This window comes from Hymenobacter negativus (genome assembly GCF_017571495.1).
Taxonomy (GTDB): domain Bacteria; phylum Bacteroidota; class Bacteroidia; order Cytophagales; family Hymenobacteraceae; genus Hymenobacter; species Hymenobacter negativus.
In genome coordinates this window covers 147664-160811 of sequence record NZ_JAGETZ010000010.1, presented here as the reverse complement: position 1 = coordinate 160811, position 13148 = coordinate 147664, and the positions used below count along the sequence as shown (strand labels likewise).

General features: G+C 60.2%; 9 protein-coding genes. All 9 read left to right on the top strand.

Annotated elements, in window-relative coordinates; genetic code table 11:
• The first annotated feature begins 158 nt into the window (after nucleotides 1–158).
• The 9 genes from J4E00_RS19560 to J4E00_RS19520 all read left to right on the top strand — a co-directional run bounded on the left by J4E00_RS19560 (nucleotide 159) and on the right by J4E00_RS19520 (nucleotide 13123).
• Nucleotides 159–2414: a glycoside hydrolase family 3 C-terminal domain-containing protein gene (locus J4E00_RS19560; protein ID WP_208176954.1), complete on the top strand. Its 2256-nt coding sequence runs from the start codon at nucleotides 159–161 to the stop codon at nucleotides 2412–2414.
• 189 nt (nucleotides 2415–2603) lie between these two features.
• Complete coding sequence (locus J4E00_RS19555; protein WP_208176953.1) at nucleotides 2604–5465, top strand: TIM-barrel domain-containing protein; 2862 nt, start codon at nucleotides 2604–2606, stop codon at nucleotides 5463–5465.
• A 59-nt stretch (nucleotides 5466–5524) separates the two neighbouring features.
• The gene (locus tag J4E00_RS19550) at nucleotides 5525–7201 is read left to right on the top strand and encodes a GMC oxidoreductase (RefSeq protein WP_208176952.1); all 1677 of its coding nucleotides are present in this window, start codon (nucleotides 5525–5527) and stop codon (nucleotides 7199–7201) included.
• Nucleotides 7202–7213: 12 nt separating this feature from the next.
• Nucleotides 7214–7825 (top strand): gluconate 2-dehydrogenase subunit 3 family protein, encoded by a 612-nt coding sequence (locus J4E00_RS19545; protein ID WP_208176951.1) that lies wholly within the window; start codon nucleotides 7214–7216, stop codon nucleotides 7823–7825.
• Nucleotides 7826–7975: 150 nt separating this feature from the next.
• Complete coding sequence (locus J4E00_RS19540) at nucleotides 7976–9232, top strand: nucleoside permease (protein WP_208176950.1); 1257 nt, start codon at nucleotides 7976–7978, stop codon at nucleotides 9230–9232.
• 100 nt (nucleotides 9233–9332) lie between these two features.
• On the top strand, nucleotides 9333–10484 hold the full coding sequence (locus tag J4E00_RS19535) for a Gfo/Idh/MocA family protein (RefSeq protein WP_208176949.1): 1152 nt from the start codon (nucleotides 9333–9335) through the stop codon (nucleotides 10482–10484).
• A 7-nt stretch (nucleotides 10485–10491) separates the two neighbouring features.
• Entirely contained in the window at nucleotides 10492–11544 is a 1053-nt protein-coding gene (locus tag J4E00_RS19530) for a sugar phosphate isomerase/epimerase family protein (protein ID WP_208176948.1), read from the top strand.
• Between the two features lie 11 nt (nucleotides 11545–11555).
• Complete coding sequence (locus J4E00_RS19525) at nucleotides 11556–12035, top strand: c-type cytochrome (RefSeq protein ID WP_208176947.1); 480 nt, start codon at nucleotides 11556–11558, stop codon at nucleotides 12033–12035.
• Between the two features lie 200 nt (nucleotides 12036–12235).
• Nucleotides 12236–13123: a hydroxypyruvate isomerase family protein gene (locus J4E00_RS19520; protein WP_208176946.1), complete on the top strand. Its 888-nt coding sequence runs from the start codon at nucleotides 12236–12238 to the stop codon at nucleotides 13121–13123.
• Nucleotides 13124–13148 lie beyond the last annotated feature (25 nt).

Below are 13148 nucleotides of genomic sequence, written 5' to 3'. Positions count from 1 at the left end.
AACGGAACCGGCCAGCCGCCGAATGGTGGGAACAATGAATCGGCTGGCCGGGGAAGTTTTTCAGTTAATTCCAATCCTCATTGACAGTGGGGCGGTAGCTACCGCTCCACTTTTTCCCCTTACTGATGCGCCGTAAATTTTCCCGAACCCCAGTTTTTTTGAGTGCTTTCTATTTCACACTGGTGGCAAATAGCCCGGCAGCGGCTCAGCAAAAGCCCGCGCCCACGGCGATGGCCAACAAACAGGCCGCCCTTACAGCGAATGAGGCCAAAGTTGACGCGCTGCTCAAGCAGATGACGTTGGAAGAGAAAGTCAAGATGATTCATGCCAACTCGGCCTTCGCGGCCGGCGGCATCCCGCGCCTGGGTATTCCCGAGCTCATGACCTCGGACGGTCCGCATGGCGTGCGCCCTGAGCAGGGCCGCGATTGGAAAGGCGTGAAAGACGCCAACGACGCCGGCTCTTACATGCCCACCAACAACGCGCTGGCTTCGACCTGGAACCCTGAACTGGGCTACGCCTTCGGTACTGTGCTGGGCAGTGAAGCTAATGCCCGCGGCAAGGACATCATCCTGGGGCCGGGCATCAACATTATGCGCGCGCCGCTGAATGGCCGCAACTTCGAGTACCTGAGCGAAGACCCGTTTCTGGTGTCGAAAATGGTGGTGGGCTACATTCAGGGGATACAGTCGCAGGGCGTATCAGCCTGCGTGAAGCACTACGCCGCCAACAACCAGGAGGTGCACCGTGACGACATCGACGTAGAGATGAGCGAGCGGGCGTTGCGCGAAATCTACCTGCCCGGCTTCAAGGCTGCGGTCCAACAGGGCGGCGTGTATTCGCTGATGGGCTCGTACAACAAGTTTCGGGGCACCTACGCTACGGAAAACGCCTACCTGATGAACGATATTCTGAAGGGTGAATGGGGCTTTAAGGGCCTGGTGATGAGTGACTGGGGCTCGGTACATAATACCCAGAACGCCCTGCGCAACGGCACCGACCTCGAAATGGGTACCGACTTGGTGCTGATGAGCAAAGGCATTGACCAGAGCGCCACCGCTTCAGGCGAAACCGGCCAGCCCGACTTGGTTAATGGCAGCAGCAAAGACCTGTACGAACGGTTCTTCTTGGCCAATACTGCCCTGGAAGCCATAAAGAAAGATGCTACCCTGGTACCGCTGCTCGACGACAAAGTCCGGCGCATTTTGCGGGTGATGTTTGCCACGCACATGCTGGGTGGCACCAAGCGCCAGCCCGGCGCCTACAACACGAAGGAACACCAGGCCACGGCCTTGAAAGTAGCCGAAGAAGGTATTGTGCTGCTGAAGAATGATGGCATCCTGCCCCTCAAAAAGTCGGTGAAAACCATTGCCGTGATTGGCGAAAACGCGACCCGCGCGAACTCCATGGGCGGCGGCAGCGGGCAGGTGAAAGCCAAGTATGAAATCTCGGCTCTGCAAGGCCTGAAGAATGAGTTGGGCAGCAACACGGCCATTACCTACGCCCAGGGCTACAAAATTGCCCGCGGCCAACAAGCCGATGCGCAGCTGATTGCCGAAGCGGTGGCCGCTGCCAAAGCGGCCGATGTGGCCATAGTGGTGGGCGGCTCCATTCACGGCTACGACTACAGCAAGTGGAGCGACAACGCCTACGACGCCGAAGGCGTGGACAAGCCCGACCTGAAAATGCCCTTCGGCCAGGACGAGCTGATTAAGGCCGTATTGGCCGCCAACCCCAACACTGTGGTGGTACTGCTGGGCGGCGGGCCCATTGAAGTGTCGGCCTGGGCCGGCCAGGCCAAGGGCATTGTTGAGGCGTGGTACCCGGGCATGGAGGGCGGCAACGCATTGGCCCACATCCTGTTTGGCGACGTAAATCCCTCGGGCAAGCTGCCCGTGACCTTCCCAGTGAAGCTGGAAGACGCGCCGGCCCACAAGCTGGGCGAGTACCCCAGCACGCCCGGCAACCCGCTGAAGCAGACTTACAAGGACGACATCTGGGTGGGCTACCGCTACTACGATACCTACAACGTGGCGCCGCAGTTTGCCTTCGGCCACGGCCTGAGCTACACCACCTTCAAGTACGACAACCTGAGCGTGACACCCGGCACCAAAAGCGCCACCGTGAAAGTGCGCGTGACCAACAGCGGCAAAACGGCCGGCGCCGAAGTGGTGCAGGTATACGTGCACGACGACCAGGCTTCGGTGAAGCGGCCTGAAAAGGAGCTCAAAGGCTTCCAAAAGGTCTTTCTAAAGCCCGGCGAAAGCAAAACTGTGACCGTGGCCCTGGATTCGGAAGCCTTCCAGTTTTACAACGAAGCCCAGAAGAAGTGGGTGCTGGAGCCCGGCAAGTTTGACGTGCTGGTTGGCAGCTCCTCGCGCGACATCCGCCTCAAGGGCAATGTGACGCTATAATTGACTACCAGTTCGTTGTAACGTAGGGATGGGTCGTACCCACTCGTCGTTGAACGGAATCAGCGGTTTTGAGTGAACGAAGGGCGGGGACAAGCCTTACTGGGTACGACCCCGCCCTTACGTCACGAGCTCCGAAACTGCGCTAAGCTGGCATTGCTATTCTCTCCCGCAAAAATCCCACCCATACCGATGCTCACCCTTTGCTGTCGTGCCTTTCTGCTTGGCTGCGGAAGCCTGCTCTTAACGGTTACGGCCGGGGCACAGACGGTGCGGGTGGACAAGCAGGCCGACGGTGTGCTGATTCATCTGCCGCAGCCGCAGCCCAACGCGACTCGCACGTTGCGGCTGCAGGTAGTATCGAGCAAGATTGTGCACGTGCAGGCCAGCCCGCTGGACTCGGTTTCAACCCTGAAAAGCCTGATGGTGGTGCCGCAAACCGGCCCGGCCGCCAAGTGGCAATACCGCGAAAAGAAAGGCCAAGGCATCATCAGTACCGACGACCTCACGGCCACCGTGTCGCTGACCACTGGCGAAATCCGGTTTGCCGATTCTAAGGGGCGGCCCATTCTGCAAGAGCGAGCCAATGGCGGCAAAGCCTTTACGCCGGTGCTAGCCAACGGGCAGCAACTGTACCAGGTGGAGCAGGTGTTCGCCTCGCCTGCTGATGAGGGCCTCTACGGCCTGGGCCAGCATCAGAACGGCACCATGAACTACCGCGGCCAGCAAGTGGAGCTGGCCCAGAACAATACCGAAGTGGCCGTGCCCTTCCTGCTTTCGAGCCGGAACTACGGCATTCTGTGGGATAATTACTCCATCACCAAAGTCAGCGACACACGCGACTACGAGCCATTATCTACCCTCAAGCTGTACGCGGCCGATGGGCACGAAGGCTGGCTGACGGCCACCTACACCCAGAAAAAGAACCCGCAGGATGTCATCGTGCAGCGGCCGGAATCGGCGCTCAACTACGAGTTTCTGGAAGACCAGAAGAACTTCCCAGCCGGGCTGAAGCTGGACCAGGTGCTGGCCACTTGGGAAGGCAGTATTGCCACGGGCGTGGCCGGTAAGCACCATTTCTTGCTGAAGAATGCGGGCTACTGCAAGCTCTACCTCGACGGCAAACTCGTAGTAGACAAGTGGCGCCAGGCCTGGAACCCCGGTACCTCGGTGGTGGAACTGGACATGGTGCCCGGCCGCAAATACCCGCTCAAGCTGGAGTGGAACCCCGACGGCGGCGAGTCCTACCTCGGGCTGAAATGGATGGCTCCGCAGTCGGCCCAACGCCAGCTGGAATACGGTTTCAAGTCCGAGGCCGGGCCCGACTTAAATTACTATTTGGTGCACGGCAGCACGCCCGACGAAGTCATTGCCGGCTACCGGCAGCTGACAGGGCCAGCGCCCATCATGCCCAAGTGGGCGCTGGGTTTGTGGCAAAGCCGGGAGCGCTACAAAACCCAACAGGAGCTACTGAACGTGGCCGCTGAATTCCGCAAGCGCCGGATTCCGCTCGATAACATCGTGCTCGACTGGTCTTACTGGAAGCCCGCCGAGTGGGGCAGCCAGGAGTTCGACCCCAGCCGCTTCGCCGACCCCGACGGCATGATAAAGACCCTGCACGAGCGGGACAATCTGCACTTCATGATTTCAGTGTGGGCCAAGATTTACGAGGGCATTCCGGTGTACCGCGACTTCAGCGCCAAGGGCTACCTCTACCCGCGCAACATTGCCAACCGCACCAAAGACTGGATTGCGCCGGGCTACACGTCCACGTTCTACGACGCCTTCAACCCGCAGGCCCGCACCGCCTTCTGGAACCTGATGAACAGCAAGCTCTTCACCAAAGGCATCGACGCCTGGTGGATGGACGCTTCGGAACCCGACATCTACTCCAACACCAACGTGCAAACCCGCAAGGAACTCATGAACCCCACGTTTCTGGGCTCCTCCACGCAATACTTCAATGCTTTCCCGCTGCAAAACGCCAAGGGCATCTACGAGGGCCAACGCCAGACGGCGCCCAACCAGCGCGTGTTTCTGCTCACGCGCTCGGGCTACGCGGGCTCTCAGCGCTACGCGGCGGCCATCTGGAGCGGCGACATTGCCTCGCGCTGGGAAGATTTCAAAAACCAGATTCCAGCCGGGCTGAACTTCGCCATGTCGGGCATCCCGTACTGGACCACCGACATTGGCGGCTTTGCCGTGGAGCGCCGCTACGAGCACCCCAACCCCGCGGACCTGGAAGAGTGGCGCGAGCTAAACACGCGCTGGTACCAGTACGGGGCCTTTTGCCCGCTATTTCGGGTGCACGGGCAGTTTCCGTACCGCGAGATTTTCAACATTGCCCTGGAAATCCACCCGGCCTACCAGAGCATGCTCTACTACGACCAGCTGCGCTACCGGCTTATGCCCTACACCTACTCGCTGGCCGGGCAGGTGCACCACCAGCACGGCACCGTAATGCGCGGCATGATGATGGATTTCGGGGCCGACCCCGCCGTGCGAAATATCGCCGATGAGTTCATGTACGGCCCCAGCCTGCTGGCCGCGCCCGTCACCGATTACAAAGCCCGCAGCCGCCCGGTATACCTGCCCACTGGCAACGGGTGGTTTGATTTCTATAGCGGAAAGCACTACGCCGGCGGCCAGCAGCTCGCTGTGGAAGCACCATTGGAACGCATGCCGCTGTTCGTGCGCGAGGGCTCCATTGTGCCGGTTGGGCCAGCGCTGCAATACGCCGCCGAGAAGGCTGCCGACCCGATTACCCTTTACGTGTACACCGGCCGGGATGCGCAGTTCACGCTTTATGAGGATGAAAACGTGAACTACAACTACGAAAAAGGTGCCTTTGCTACCATCCCATTCAACTACAGCGAAAAGACCAAAACGCTCACCGTAGGCGAGCGCAAAGGCACATTCCCGGGCATGCCGGCGCAACGCACTTTCAATATAATTTGGGTGGGTAAGGACAAGCTCACTACCTTCCAACCCGAAGCTACGCCGAACGCCGTGCTCACCTACTCAGGCAACGCCGTAACGGCCCAAATGAAATAATTTCCTGTTCCCGCCATACTTTCTAGTATCCTAAAATTCCCACATAATTGCCGCTGAACATGGACAAAAACACCTACGACGCCATCGTTATTGGGTCGGGCATCACCGGAGGCTGGGCAGCCAAAGAGCTGACGGAGAAAGGCCTCAAAACCATCATGCTGGAACGGGGCCGCAACATCGAGCACATCAAGGGCTACGTGAATGCCAACAAAAATCCGTGGGATTTCCCCCACCGTGGCGGCAAAACCCAGCAGATGATAGCCGACTATCCGGTGCTGAAACGGGACTACACCCTCAACGAAAGCAACCTCGATTTGTGGGTGAATGAGAAAGAAAGTCCCTACGTGGAGATAAAGCCTTATGACTGGTTCCGAGGCTACCACGTGGGCGGCCGCTCGCTCACCTGGGGCCGGCAGAGCTACCGCTGGAGCGACTACGACTTCGAGGCCAACGCCAAGGACGGCATCGCCGTGGACTGGCCCATTCGCTACAACGAGCTGGCGCCCTGGTACAGCCACGTGGAGAAGTTTGCCGGCATCAGTGGCTCCAAAGAGGGGATGCCGCAGTTGCCCGACGGTGACTTTATGCCGCCCATGGACATGAATTGCGTGGAAAAAGACGTCGCCGCCCGCCTCAAAAAGAGCTACGCGCACCGGCGCATGGTTATCGGGCGCACGGCCAACATTACGGTGGGGCACCACAACCGCGTGGCTTGCCAATACCGCAACAAGTGCTGGCTGGGCTGCCCGTTCGGGGCCTATTTCAGCACGCAGGCCGCTACGCTGCCGGCAGCTGTGGCGACCGGCAACCTCACGTTGCGGCCGTTTTCCATCGTCACCAAAATCCTCTACGACAAGGACACCAAGCGGGCCAAGGGCGTGGAAGTGCTTGATGCCGAAACCAACCAAACCTACGAGTACTTCGCCAAAGTGGTGTTCCTGAACGCCTCCACGCTGAACTCGGCCTGGTTGCTCATGAATTCGGCCACCGACATCTGGCCCGGCGGGCTGGGCAGCAGCAGCGGCGAGCTGGGCCACAACCTCATGGACCACCACCTGAAAGTGGGCGCCCATGGCGACGCCGACGGCTTCGAGGACCAGTACGTATACGGCCGCCGCGCCAATGGCATTTACGTGCCGCGCTACCGCAACCTGTTCGGCGACAAGCGCGACTACATCCGCGGCTTTGGCTACCAGGGCGGTGCCGGGCGCGAAGGCTGGAGCCGCGAAATCCCGGAAATGAGCATCGGTGGCGACTTCAAGGACGCCCTCACCGAACCCGGCAAGTGGACCATGGGCCTCGGTGGCTTCGGCGAGACGCTGCCCTATCACGACAACTACGCCTACCTCGACAAAACCAAAAAAGACAAGTGGGGCCTGCCCGTGCTGGCCCTCGACGTGCACATCCGCGACAACGAAAAGAAGATGCGCATCGACATGCAGCAGGACGCCGTGGAGATGCTCGAAAAGGCCGGCATCAAGAATGTGAAGGGCTACGACACTGACATTGCGCCCGGCGCCGGCATCCACGAGATGGGCGCGGCCCGCATGGGCAAAGACCCCAAAACCTCGGTGCTGAACAAGCACAACCAAGTGTGGGACGCCCCGAACGTGTACGTGACGGACGGCGCCTGCATGACCTCGGCGGCCTGCCAAAACCCCTCGCTGACCTACATGGCCCTCACGGCCCGCGCTGTGGACCACGCCGTGAGCGAACTGAAAAAGCAAAACCTCTAAGCCGCCCGCATCATGAACAGAAGAGACGCCCTCGCCCGAGTCGCCATCATCATGGGCGGCACCGTCATCGGAGCCGATTATTTCCTGACCAGTTGCTCCTCCCCCGCCAAGGACAAGGAAAACGCCACCACTGCCACCAAACAAGCGCCCGCCAAGGAGGAAGTTTTTCTAACACCAGACCAGGTAAATTTCCTGGACGAGGTGGGCGAAACCATCCTGCCCGCCACCAAAACGCCGGGTGCCAAAGCCGCCCATGTTGGCCAGTTCATGGCCGTGATGGTGCGCGACTGCTACGAGCCCAAAGACCAGAAAGTCTTCCTGCAAGGCATCACGCAGCTCGATGCCGACGCCAAGAAAAAGACCGGCAAATCCTTTCTGGAAAGCTCCCCGGCCGAGCGCACCACCTTCCTCACGGCCTTGGACAAGGAGCAGCAAGCCTACTCCGCCACCCAACCCAAGGACGCGCCCAACCACTACTTCCGCATGATGAAGCAGCTCACGCTATTAGGCTATTTCACCTCAGAAGTGGGCGCCACGCAGGCCCTGCGCTACCTGCCTGTGCCCGGCCGATACGACGGCTGTGTGCCCTACAAAAAAGGCGACAAGGCCTGGGCCACTACCTAGCATCAGGACCTCACCCCCGGCCCCTCTCCCGCAGAGAGGGGTGCCAGACGCGAGAGTCGTTGAACGCACCCCTCTCCGCGGGAGAGGGGCCGGGGGTGAGGTTGCAACACCAGAACATCATCCTTATTTCCCAAAATCCCACCCCAGCTTATGACTCCTGCTATTCGGTTTAAACTGTCGCTGATGATGTTTCTGGAGTTTTTCATCTGGGGCGCCTGGTTCGTAACCCTCGGCACCTACCTGCTGAAGAACCTGAACACTACCGGCACACAGGTCGGCGCGGCGTTTCTCACGCAGTCCATCGGGGCCATTGTGGCGCCGTTTATCATCGGGATGATTGCGGACCGGTTTTTCTCGGCGCAGAAAATCCTGGGCGTGCTGCACCTGGCTGGCGCGGCCCTGCTCTGGCTGGCCTCGCAGGCGGCCGATTTTAGCGCCTTCTACCCGTACATTCTTAGCTACATGATATTATACATGCCTACGCTGGCGCTGGTGAATTCCATCTCGTTTCGGCAGATGCAGAACCCGCAGAAGGAGTTTGCCACCATTAGAGTCTTAGGAACACTAGGCTGGATTATCGCCGGCCTTACCATCGGCTGGCTGAACTGGGAGCAGAGCGGCAACCTGGGGCTCACCTTCCGCATGGCGGCCGGTGCCTCGGCGCTGCTGGGTGTGTTCAGCTTCACACTGCCGCCCACGCCGCCCGTCAAAAAGGAGGGAAAAAGCACCCTGGGTGACATACTAGGTCTCGAAGCCATCGGCCTGCTGAAGAACCGTTCCTACCTGATTTTCTTTCTGGCCTCGGTGGCCATCTGCGTGCCGCTGTCCTTTTACTACGGCTTTACCAATCCCTTCCTCAACGAGGCCGGCATGAAATCCGCCGCCGGCGTGCAGAGCCTGGGCCAGGTATCCGAAGTGCTGTTCATGCTGCTGATACCGGTGTTTTTCATCCGGCTGGGCGTGAAAAAAATGCTGGCCATTGGCATGGCCGCTTGGGCCATTCGCTACCTGTTTTTTGCTTACGGCGACGGCAACTCCGCCTACTGGATGCTGATTGCCGGCATTGTAATGCACGGCATCTGCTACGATTTCTTCTTCGTAACGGGCCAGATTTACACTGATAACCTCGCCGGTGAGCAGTCGAAAAGCGCCGCCCAAGGCTTCATCACCCTGGCCACCTATGGTGTAGGCATGCTCATAGGCTCCCTCCTCTCCGGCCAGATTGTGGACGCCCACAAAACCACCGGCGACCTGCACGACTGGCGCACCATCTGGCTGATTCCGGCTGCTATCGCTGCGGCCGTGCTGGCTGTGTTCCTGTTGCTTTTCAAAGACCAGAACGCCCCGGCCACCGCCTCGAATGAAGAGCTAACCTTTACCGAGGCCCAGGCCCGGCTGGAAGTGTAAGGACTGAAAATAAAACAAACCAGAACGTCATGCTTCGGCTGCGCGGACGCTAGGTAAGCATGACGTTCTGGTTTGTAAACCTGCCTACTATAACCACCCTATGAAACTACGATTAGCCATGATTGGCGGCGGGCAAGGCGCCTTTATCGGCTCCATCCACCGCATGGCCGCCGCCCTCGACGGCTTGTATGAACTCACCGCCGGCGCCTTTAGCAGCGACGCCGAAAAGTCCCGCGCTACCGGCGTGCTTCTGGGCCTGCCGACCGAGCGCGTGTACGGCTCCTACCAGGAACTCATCGCACAGGAGCAGCAGCGCCCCGAAGCCGAACGCGTGCAGGTCATTGCTATTGTCACTCCCAACCACCTGCACTTCGAGCCGGCCCGACTGGCATTGGAAAGCGGCTTCCACGTCATCCTCGACAAGCCCATGACCTTCAATCTGGCCGAAGCCAAGCAGCTACGGCAAGTAGCTGCCAGCAGCAGCCGGAAGCTGTGCCTCACGCACACCTACACCGGCTACCCCATGGTGAAGGAGGCCCGCCAGCTCATTGCCGCGGGCACGCTCGGCCCCATCCGCAAAGTATATGTGGAATACCCGCAAGGCTGGCTCAGCGGCTTTGTGGAGGGCAGCGACAACAAGCAGGCCGCCTGGCGCACCGACCCCAGCCGCAGCGGCGTGGCGGGTGCCATGGGCGACATCGGCACCCACGCTTTCAACTTGCTCGAATACGTGAGCGGCCTGCAGGTTGAGAAGCTCTGCGCCGATATCAACGTGGTGGTGCCCGGCCGTCGGCTCGACGACGACGGCGCGGTGCTGCTCAAGCTCTCGGGCGGCGCCAGCGGGGTGCTGGTGGCTACGCAGGTGGCGGCCGGCGAGGAAAACAACATCCGCATCCGGGCCTACGGCGACCAGGGCGGCCTGGAGTGGCAGCAAGCCGACGCCAACACCCTGCTGGTGCGCTGGCTCGACCGGCCCGCCGAAATCCGCCGCACAGGCACGGGCTACGTCAGCTCTTTCGCGCAGCACAACGCCCGCACGCCCGCCGGCCATCCCGAAGGCTACCTCGAAGCCTTCGCCAACCTCTACCGCAACTTCGCCCTAACCTTGCAGGCCGACATGGCCGGCCAACCCGCCCCGCCCGAAGCCTTGGACTACCCGGGCTTGGAGGAAGGCATCCGGGGCATGGCCTTCATCGAAAACGTCATTGCCTCGGGCCTATCCGTCACCAAATGGACCGAGTTTACCGTCTGAGCCCCGCATGAAAACAATCAAAGGACCCGCCATTTTCCTAGCCCAGTTCATGGGCGACGCCGCCCCGTTCAACAGCCTGGAAAGCATCTGCTCCTGGGCCAAAAACCTCGGTTACAAAGGGGTGCAGATTCCGACCACCGACCCGCGTTTCATCGACTTGCAAAAAGCCGCCGAAAGCCAGACCTACGCCGACGAAATCAAAGGCATCGTAAATGCCGCCGGCCTGGAAATCACGGAGCTTTCCACGCACTTGCAGGGCCAACTCGTCGCCGTGAACCCGGTGTACGACCAGCTATTCGACGGCTTCGCGCCCGAAGCCTACCGCAATAATCCCAAGGCCCGCCAGGAGTGGGCCGTGCAGCAGCTCAAGTACGCTGCCAAAGCCTCCCAAAACCTGGGCCTGAACGCCCACGCCACCTTCAGCGGGGCGCTGCTCTGGCCCACGGTCTACCCCTGGCCCCAGCGCCCGGCGGGGCTGGTGGAAGCCGGTTTTGCGGAACTCGGCCGCCGCTGGACGCCCATCCTCAACGCTTTCGACGAGTGCGGGGTGGATGTTTGTTACGAAATCCACCCCGGCGAGGACCTGCACGACGGCATCACCTACGAGATGTTTCTGGACGAGGTGCAGCAGCACCCGCGCGCCTGCCTGCTCTACGACCCCTCGCACTTCGTGCTGCAGTGCCTCGATTATCTGGAGTACATCGACATCTACCACGAGCGCATTCGCATGTTCCACGTCAAGGATGCGGAGTTTAACCCCACGGGACGGCAGGGCGTGTACGGCGGCTACCAGAACTGGATAGACCGGGCCGGCCGCTTCCGCTCGCTGGGCGACGGGCAGGTCGATTTCAAGGCCATTTTCAGCAAGATGGCGCAGTACGACTTTCCCGGCTGGGCCGTACTGGAGTGGGAATGCGCCCTCAAGCACCCCGAAGACGGTGCCCGCGAAGGTGCGGCCTTCATCCGCGACCACATCATCCGCGTCACCGAAAAAGCGTTCGACGATTTCGCCGCCACGGCCCCCAACCCCACCCTCAACAATACCTTGCTCGGCATCTAGCGCCCTTCCTCATGAAAAAAACTGCCCTCCTGCTCAGCCTCTGCGCCCTGCTGGCCGCCTGCGACAGCGGCTACAAAAAAGACGGCCCCGACGAGGCCCGCACCCAAACCGAAACCAACAAGCCCGAAGGCGACAGCGCCGCCGCGGCCAACTTAGCCGCCGTAGCCCAGCAGCCCCAGATTGATACCAGTGTCACCAACATTGGTACCGAGCACCCCAATGCCGGCACGGCTAGCGTGGCTAATGGTGCGAAGCTGATAGCCGGCTCCGACTGCCTGAGTTGCCACAAAGACAACGAGAAAGTGGTAGGCCCATCTTACACTGCCGTAGCCGAAAAATACCCCGACACCGAAGCCAACATCGCCATGCTGGCCGGCAAAATCATAAAAGGCGGCGCTGGCAACTGGGGCGCCGTGCCTATGACGCCCCACCCCGGCCTTTCTGAAGCCGATGCGCGGGAAATGACAAAGTATATTCTGAGCCTGAAGTAATGGCTTGGAATGCGCTATATTTTACTTAGCAGCGGCAATTAACCTCACCCCCGGCCCCTCTCCCGCGGAGAGGGGTGCCTAACGATTGCAGATGGTTGCGCCTCCGTAGTTCCCCTTCCGCAGGAGAGGGGCCGGGGGGTGGGTTCCCCATATGAGCTTTCCAACTGCTATCTTCCTCTATCCTCCCCAATCCTCTCGCCATGCCCTCGCCAACCAACCGCCGAACGGCTCTTAAAAACATGCTGGCAAGTACCGCCGCAGTTGGCGCTGCAGGAGCATTGAGCGCCTTTCTACCCGCAGAAACACCGATGGAACAAGTGGCGCTAAAGGGCAATATCAATCATTCGGTGTGCCGCTGGTGCTATCAGGACATTCCCCTAGAGCAGCTGTGCGCTGCAGCCAAGAGCATGGGCATCAAGGGCATTGACTTGGTAGGCCCGACCGACTGGCCCACGCTGAAAAAGTACGGCTTGGATTCACCAATGTGTAACGGTGCCGAAATCAACCTGACCGACGGCTTCAACGACCCGAAATTTCATGCGACGCTGCAGAAAAACTATGCGGCGATGATTCCAAAAGTGGCCCAGGCCGGTTACAGCAACCTGATTTGTTTCAGCGGCAGCCGGCGCGGCATGGACGATGCCACTGGTCTTGCTAACTGCGTGACGGGCCTCGCGCCGCTGTTGGAACTGGCCGCCAAGCACAAGGTGGTGCTGGTGATGGAGTTGCTCAACAGCAAAATCAACCACAAGGACTATCAGTGCGACCGCACAGCCTGGGGCGTGGCACTCGCCAAAAAGCTGGGCTCAGAGCAGTTCAAGCTGCTGTACGACATCTACCACATGCAGATTGACGAGGGTGATGTCATGCGCACGCTTACCGATAACCACGCCTACATCGCGCACTACCACACCGGCGGGGTGCCCGGCCGCAACGAAATTGACGACTCGCAGGAGCTGAATTACCCGGCCATCATGCGCGCCATCAAAGCCACTGGGTTCAAGGGCTATGTGGCCCAGGAGTTCATTCCCAAGCAACCCGACAAGCTGGCCTCCTTGCGGAAAGCCGTGCAGCTGTGCGACGTGTAGCCAGTTCCTGCTTCCTTCGCCCCAC

What these genes read in the sequence shown, in the direction of transcription:
- J4E00_RS19550 (WP_208176952.1), top strand. Translation starts at nt 5,525, where the DNA reads ATGGACAAAAACACCTACGACGCCATCGTTATTGGGTCGGGCATCACC.
- J4E00_RS19545 (WP_208176951.1), top strand. Translation starts at nt 7,214, where the DNA reads ATGAACAGAAGAGACGCCCTCGCCCGAGTCGCCATCATCATGGGCGGC.
- J4E00_RS19540 (WP_208176950.1), top strand. Translation starts at nt 7,976, where the DNA reads ATGACTCCTGCTATTCGGTTTAAACTGTCGCTGATGATGTTTCTGGAG.
- J4E00_RS19555 (WP_208176953.1), top strand. Translation starts at nt 2,604, where the DNA reads ATGCTCACCCTTTGCTGTCGTGCCTTTCTGCTTGGCTGCGGAAGCCTG.
- J4E00_RS19535 (WP_208176949.1), top strand. Translation starts at nt 9,333, where the DNA reads ATGAAACTACGATTAGCCATGATTGGCGGCGGGCAAGGCGCCTTTATC.
- J4E00_RS19520 (WP_208176946.1), top strand. Translation starts at nt 12,236, where the DNA reads ATGCCCTCGCCAACCAACCGCCGAACGGCTCTTAAAAACATGCTGGCA.
- J4E00_RS19530 (WP_208176948.1), top strand. Translation starts at nt 10,492, where the DNA reads ATGAAAACAATCAAAGGACCCGCCATTTTCCTAGCCCAGTTCATGGGC.
- J4E00_RS19525 (WP_208176947.1), top strand. Translation starts at nt 11,556, where the DNA reads ATGAAAAAAACTGCCCTCCTGCTCAGCCTCTGCGCCCTGCTGGCCGCC.